Raw genomic sequence first — 6,655 nt, 5'->3', positions numbered from 1 at the left:
CGCGCTGCAGCGGCCGCGCGACCACGGCCTGTTGCTCGGCTTCGCCGCCTGGCGCGAGAACGAGATCGGCGCTGCGGTCCGGACCATGGCGAACTGCCTGACCGGCAAGCGCGCAGGCCGTGGGTAGACGACGAGGGGCGTTCGCATGATTTCGGAATATTAGAAGAATATTGCTGAGTTGCCCGACGTGTCAAGTTGCCTTGTCGAACGCCGGCAGCCGCCTGCTCCTTTGCATGGGGTTGTTTTCGATATTTTGGCTGCGCCCACCTGCGGCGGACCGCAAGCGGGAGAGGGGACGTGGTTCCGACGCCGTTACGAGTCGACCGAGTTGCAATACGCCGATAGCTACTCCGCCGCCTTGGTGACGATCCGCACCTCGGATGTCAGCGTCTTATGCACCGGGCACTTGTCGGCAATCTCCATCAGCCGCTTGCGCTGGTCGGCATCGAGGTTGCCGTCGATCCTGATGATGCGGTCGATCTGGTCGAGCATGCCCTCGCGCGTCTCGCACTCCTCGCAATCCTTGGCGTAGATCTTGTTGTGCTGGAGCGTCACGGTGATGCGATCGACCGGCAGCGACTTGCGGTCGGCATACATCCGCATCGTCATCGAGGTGCAGGCGCCGAGGCCGGTGAGCAGGAAATCGTACGGTCCGGGGCCGGTGTCATCGCCGCCGACGCTGACCGGTTCGTCGGCGATCAGCCGGTGCGGACCGGTGGTGACGATCTGCTGGAACTTGCCGTTGCGGGTCTCCTGCACCACGACGTTGCGCGGCGCGCTGCCGGTGTCGGCGGCCTGCTGCGGCGTGAGATCGACATAGCGCTCGGCCCAGGCGCCGATCACGTCGGCGACATAGGCGGCATCCTGCTTGCCGCTCAAAAGATGATCGGCGCCCGCTAGCGAGACGAAGCTCTTGGGGTGCTTGGCCGCGATGAAGATGTTGGTGGCGTTGTCGATGCCGACGGTGTCGTCGGTCGGCGAATGCATGATCAGCAGCGCCTTGTGCAACTGCTTGACCTGCGCCATCAAGTTCTGCTCGGCGACGTCGTCGAGGAATTCGCGCTTGATGCGGAACGGGCGGCCGGCCAGCGATACTTCGCCTTCGCCCTGCGCGCGGATGTCCTCGATCCGATCCTTGAAGAAATGCGTGACATGGACGGGATCGGACGGCGCGGCGATGGTAACGACCGCCTTCGCCTCGGGGATCCGGCCGGCGGCCGCGAGGATCGCAGCGCCGCCGAGGCTATGGCCGATCAGGATCGCCGGCGCCTTGCGCGTCTCGCGCAGATGGTCGGCAGCGCGAACCAGATCGGCGACGTTCGAGGAGAAGGTCGAGTTGGCGAAATCGCCTTCGCTGGAGCCGAGGCCGGTGAAGTCGAACCGCAGCGTGGCAATGCCCTTGGCCGCAAGCGCGACCGCGATACGCTTTGCCGCCAGCACGTCCTTGCCGCAGGTGAAGCAGTGCGCGAACTGCGCATAGGCCCTGATCGGGCCATCCGGCGTATCAAGGGTGGCGGCCAGCTGATGGCCGCCCACACCGGTGAATTGAAAGCGTTCGTGCGGCACGGGCAGGCTCCATCATCGTTGGGTTGTCAGTCGCCAGAATAGCGCTGTTCGGCCCAGGGATCACCGCGATTGTGATAGCCGCGCACCTCCCAGAAGCCCGGCGCATCTTCGGTCAGGAATTCGATGCGCTGCAGCCATTTCGCGCTCTTCCAGAAATAGAGGTGCGGCACCACCAGCCGCACCGGGCCGCCGTGCTCCTGCTCGAGCGGCGTGCCCGACCAGCTATGGGCGAGCAGCGCGTCCTCGGCGGCAAAATCCTCGATCGGCAGGTTCGTCGTATAGCCGTCATACGAATGCAGCACGACGAAGCGCGCATCCTCGCGCGGCTGGCAGGCGGCGAGCAGGTCGCGGGTGGCGAGCCCCTCCCACTGATTGTCGTAGCGCGACCATGTGGTGACGCAATGAATGTCGGAGACGAACTGCGTCTGCGGCTGTGCCATGAATTGCGGCCAGTCCCAGTAGATCGTCTGCTCGACCGCGCCGTAGACGTCGAGCCGCCAGCGCTCGCGCGTCACGTTCGGCAGCATCCCGAGATCGAGCACCGGCCAGTCCTTGGTCAGATGCTGTCCCGGCGGCAGGCGCTGCTCCTCCGGCCGGGCGACCTTGCCGGTGAGGAATTTGCCTTCGCGCGCCCAGCGCTGCTTGCTGCGCGTCAGCTTGCTCTCGGGCGGTTCCTGGTCGTCAGCCATGGCGTCGGGCCGTCATTCGTGGCGATGCATCGCGGAGTCGTGCTTGGTGTCGCGCATGGTCGAGTAGATCAACAGCGACAGGAAGATCATGCCGCTGAGATAATAATAGAACCAGTCTTCGTGCCCGATGCTCTTGAAATAGAGTGCAACCGCGGGCGCCGTGCCGCCGAAGATCGACACCGTGATGGCGTAGGGCAGGCCGACGCCGAGCGCGCGGACATTGGTCGGGAACAGCTCCGCCTTCACGATCGCATTGATCGAGGTGTAGCCGGCGACGAAGATCCACGCGCCGCAGATCAGCAGGAAGGCGATGAAGGGCGACTTGGTCTCCTTTAGCGCGGTCAGGATCGGGATCGTCGCCAGTGTGCCGACGACGCCGAAGAAGATCAGCAGCGGCTTGCGGCCGATGCGGTCGGACAGCGCGCCATAGATCGGCTGCAGGAAGGTCGCGAAGATCAGCGAGCCGAAGATCACGAACGTGGTCTGGTCTTCGGTGAGGCCGACCGACAGCTTCACGAAGGTCTGCATGTAAGTGGTGAAGGTGTAGAACGCCGCGGTGCCGCCGGCGGTGAGTCCGACCACCAGCAGCAATTCGCGGGGATAGTTCAGGAGGCCGACGATCGAGCCGGTCGGCTTGGAGACCTTCTTGGCCTCCTCGAACGCCTCGGTCTCGTGCAGGCCGCGCCGCATCACCGCGGCGAAGATCGCGAGCAGGGCGCCGATCACGAACGGAATCCGCCAGCCCCAGGCCTTCAGCTCGTCCGGGGTCAGGAACACCTTCTGCAGCAACAGCAGCACGATGATCGCGGTGAGCTGGCCGCCGATCAGCGTGACGTACTGGAAGCTGGAATAGAAGCCGCGGTGCTTGGGATCGGCGACCTCGCTGAGATAGGTGGCGCTCGCGCCGTATTCGCCGCCGAGGCTGAGGCCCTCGATGACGCGGGCGAGCGCCAGGATCGCCGGGGCGGCAAAGCCGATCGTAGCATAGGTCGGCGTCACTGCGATGATCAGCGAGCCGAAGCACATGCAGACCACCGACAGCGTCAATGACAGCCGCCGGCCGTAGCGGTCGGCGATGAAGCCGAACAGCCAGCCGCCGAGCGGGCGCATCAGGAAGGTCGCGGCGAACAGCACGGCGGCATTGAGCTGCTGCACCACCGGATCGCTGTGCGGGAAGAACGCCGGCGCGAAATACAGCGCGAATGCGGTGTAGGCGTAGAAATCGTACCACTCGACGAGATTGCCGACCGAACCGATGAAGATCGCCTTCACCCGCCGCTCGACGTCATGGATGTCGAGATGATCGCTCGCGGGTTGAGCGGTTTGTTCGGACATTGGCAGGCCTCCCCGGATTCTCTGGCTCGATTCCGGGGCAACCTAACTCATTTGCGTGGTGCGATGTAACTGCTGTGCTGTTCTTCAGGCGTTCTTGCCGAACAGGACAGGCAGTTGACGCGGGCCGCGCACCGTGCCCTCGGACCAGGTGACCTTGCCGGCCGGGTCGAGGCGGAAGTCCGGGATTCGCTTCAGCCATTCCTCGATCGCCACCTGCATCTCCATCCGCGCCAGGTTGGAACCGACGCAGCGGTGGATGCCGAGGCCGAAGGCGGCGTGGCGGTTCTCCTTGCGGTCGATCACCACCTTGTCCGCATCGGGGAACATGGCGGGGTCGCGGTTGGCCGCCGGGAAGGACAGCAGCACCATGTTGCCGGCCTTGACCGGACAGCCGGAGATCGTGGTCTCCTTCATCACCTCGCGCGCCATCGTCACCGGCGAGTAGGCGCGGAGGAATTCCTCGATCGCGGTCGGGATCAGCGCCGGCTCCGCAATCAGGCGCTCGCGATCGGCCGGTGTCCTGGCGAGATGCCAGAGCGAGGAGCCGATCGCGCTCCAGGTGGTGTCGATGCCCGCGATCAGGAGCAGCCGCAGCGAACCGAGCACGTGCTCGTCGGTGAGCGGCTGGCCGCCGGGGCCCTTGGCCCGCAGCAGTTGCGAGATCAGATCATCGCCCGGCTCAAGCTTGCGCTGTTCGAGATGAGCCATGAAATAGCCGGTCATCTCGCGCACGCCGTTCATCATCTCTTCTTCTTTCTTGATGCCGAGCTCGAGGATCTGGTGGATCCATTTGATGAAGAGGTCGCCGTCCTTCTCCGGAATGCCCAGCATATGCGCGATGGCGCGCACCGGGATGTGCTTGGTGTAACGCGCCGCGGCATCGCAATGGCCGTCGGCGATGAACTCGTCGATCAGCTCGTTGCAGATCGCGCGCACCCGCGGCTCCAGCCGCTTCATCGCGTCCGGCGTGAACGGCGGCAGCAGCACCTGCTTGGCGGGCTTGTGCTCCGGCGGGTCGGAGGTGATCGGCGGTGCGCGGGCGGAGATCTCGGGGCGGACGTCGCGCACGATGACGCGGCGCGAGGAGAAATGCTCGGTGTCGTAGGCGATCTCCTTCACCGCCTGATAGGTGGTCGGCATGTAGCAGCCGAGGAAACGCTCGGTATGCACGACGGGCGAGGCCGCGCGCAGCGTCTCCCAGATCGGGAACGGGTCGTCGGTCCAGACCGGATCGGTATGGTCGAAATCATGGACCCAGTCGGTCACCGGGGGATGTTCGGGCAGATAGCTTGCGGACGGGGAATCGGACATCGGCTCGTTTCCTTCTCGTTCGATCAGACGCTGGTTGGCGGAGCGGGAGGCGCGCGGCCATCCCTGCCGGCCGCTATTCCTCGGTGACTTCGATCGCGATTTCCGGGCAGTTGGTCTGCGCGAGCCAGGCCTTGTCCTCGAGCCCGGCCGGGACGGTCCCGTCGCCGACCTCATGGGCGTTGCCGTATTCGTCGAGCTCGAACAGTTCGGGGGCGAGCGATTTGCAGCGGGCGTGACCCTGGCATTTGTCCTGGTCGACGCGGATTCTGAGCTTGGACATGCAAGCGCTCTCCCTCGGCTCTGGCGCGCTGCGGGGCGCGCCGGGTTCCTCAATTTTCATCTTATGCAAGTTCTAGCTTGCTTGGGCGGCCGGCCTCAAAGCCGGATCACCAAGTTATAGGCTATTACATTATCGTCGGGCACGGACGTCAAGCGAAAATTCAGCCAGCCGGGCGCCGGTGATCGGGATCGAGCGGACCGTCAGCCCGGCGAATTTTCCAGCAGGGCCTGGTCGAGGGCGTCGACCAGCAGGTCGACATGCTCAGCACCAAATACCAGCGGCGGCCGGATCTTCAGGACATTGCCGTCTGGCCCTGCCGCGCTGATCAGCACGCCTGTCTCGCGCAGCGCATTCACGATCCGCGCCGCCTGCTGGCCGGCAGGAGCGCCGCCATGGCGCAATTCGACGCCGATGAACAGGCCGGCACCGCGGACCTCCGCCACCAGTTCATGGCGCGCGCGCAATGCGTCGAGCCGCTGGCGCAGAAGCGCACCGGTGCGCCCGGCGTTCTCGACCAGGCCTTCCCGCTCGATCACGTCGAGCACGGCCATGCCGGCGGCGGCCGACACGGGGTTGCCGCCAAAGGTGTTGAAGTAGCGCGAGCGGGCGCCGAATTCCCGGAGCAGGTCCGGGCGCGCAGCCATCGCGGCGATCGGATGGCCGTTGCCCATCGGCTTGCCCATCGTGACCATGTCGGGAACGATGCCGTGGCGGGCAAAGCCCCATAGGCCTTGGCCGCAGCGGCCGAAGCCGGGCTGCACCTCGTCGGCGATGAACAGCGCGCCGGCCGCGTGCGCGGCCTCCACCGCCGGCCGCAGGAAGCCCGGCGGGTCGGCGAATACGCCGTCGCTGGAGAAGATCGTATCGACCAGCAGCGCGGCCGGGCGAATGCCGTTGCGTGCCATATCCGCGAACGCTGTGCGGACGTGGTTGGCAAAAATCTCCCCGGTCTCATCGCCGGCGGACTGCGGCGCCGGCACCAGACGGACATGGGGCGCGGTCGGCTCGGGCAGGCCGAGCGACGGCGACAGTTCGGCCAGCGCGCCCGTCACGCCGTGATAGGCGGTCCGGGTAACGATGACGCCGGTGCCGCCGGTGCAGGTGCGAGCGACGCGGAGCGCCAGATCGTTGGCCTCGCTGCCGGTGCAGGTGAACATCACCTGGCCGATCTCGGCCGGGAAGGTCGCGAGCAGCCGCTCGGCGTAGTCGAGGATCGTCTCGTGCAGATAGCGGGTGTGGGTGTTGAGCACCGCAGCCTGCCGCGCGATCGCCTCGATGACCCGCGGATGGCAGTGGCCAACGCAGGCGACGTTGTTGTAGGCGTCGAGATAACGCTTGCCTGCGGCATCGTACAGCCAGATGCCTTCGCCGCGGATCACATGCACCGGTTGCTCGTAGAACAGCCGGTAGGCGGGACCGAGCAGGCGGTTGCGGCGCGCGATCAGCTGCTGGGTCGAGGTTTCGGCCGGCATCG

At 65.8% G+C, this 6,655-nt stretch carries 6 protein-coding genes; all 6 read right to left on the bottom strand.

The window, feature by feature from the left end; all coding sequences use genetic code 11:
• Positions 1-345: 345 nt before the first annotated feature.
• Positions 346-1,566, bottom strand: coding sequence for a bifunctional alpha/beta hydrolase/OsmC family protein (locus AC628_RS04525; RefSeq protein WP_074125545.1), 1,221 nt, complete (start codon positions 1,564-1,566; stop codon positions 346-348).
• Between the two features lie 26 nt (positions 1,567-1,592).
• A complete protein-coding gene (locus tag AC628_RS04520; RefSeq protein WP_074125544.1) occupies positions 1,593-2,255 on the bottom strand; it encodes a sulfite oxidase-like oxidoreductase in 663 nt (220 codons plus the stop codon).
• Between the two features lie 12 nt (positions 2,256-2,267).
• Complete coding sequence (locus tag AC628_RS04515; RefSeq protein ID WP_074125543.1) at positions 2,268-3,590, bottom strand: MFS transporter; 1,323 nt, start codon at positions 3,588-3,590, stop codon at positions 2,268-2,270.
• An 84-nt stretch (positions 3,591-3,674) separates the two neighbouring features.
• Entirely contained in the window at positions 3,675-4,901 is a 1,227-nt protein-coding gene (locus tag AC628_RS04510; protein ID WP_074125542.1) for a cytochrome P450, read from the bottom strand.
• A 73-nt stretch (positions 4,902-4,974) separates the two neighbouring features.
• Positions 4,975-5,181: a ferredoxin gene (locus tag AC628_RS04505; RefSeq protein ID WP_016842874.1), complete on the bottom strand. Its 207-nt coding sequence runs from the start codon at positions 5,179-5,181 to the stop codon at positions 4,975-4,977.
• A gap of 200 nt (positions 5,182-5,381) precedes the next feature.
• Positions 5,382-6,653, bottom strand: a complete 1,272-nt coding sequence (locus tag AC628_RS04500; protein ID WP_074125541.1) for an aspartate aminotransferase family protein — start codon at positions 6,651-6,653, stop codon at positions 5,382-5,384.
• Between the last annotated feature and the right edge of the window lie 2 nt (positions 6,654-6,655).

This window comes from Bradyrhizobium sp. NAS96.2, assembly GCF_001908235.1.
GTDB lineage: Bacteria > Pseudomonadota > Alphaproteobacteria > Rhizobiales > Xanthobacteraceae > Bradyrhizobium.
This window is presented reverse-complemented; position numbering and strand designations above follow the sequence as displayed.

What these genes read in the sequence shown, in the direction of transcription:
- AC628_RS04510 (WP_074125542.1), bottom strand. Translation starts at nt 4,901, where the DNA reads ATGTCCGATTCCCCGTCCGCAAGCTATCTGCCCGAACATCCCCCGGTG.
- AC628_RS04505 (WP_016842874.1), bottom strand. Translation starts at nt 5,181, where the DNA reads ATGTCCAAGCTCAGAATCCGCGTCGACCAGGACAAATGCCAGGGTCAC.
- AC628_RS04520 (WP_074125544.1), bottom strand. Translation starts at nt 2,255, where the DNA reads ATGGCTGACGACCAGGAACCGCCCGAGAGCAAGCTGACGCGCAGCAAG.
- AC628_RS04515 (WP_074125543.1), bottom strand. Translation starts at nt 3,590, where the DNA reads ATGTCCGAACAAACCGCTCAACCCGCGAGCGATCATCTCGACATCCAT.
- AC628_RS04500 (WP_074125541.1), bottom strand. Translation starts at nt 6,653, where the DNA reads ATGCCGGCCGAAACCTCGACCCAGCAGCTGATCGCGCGCCGCAACCGC.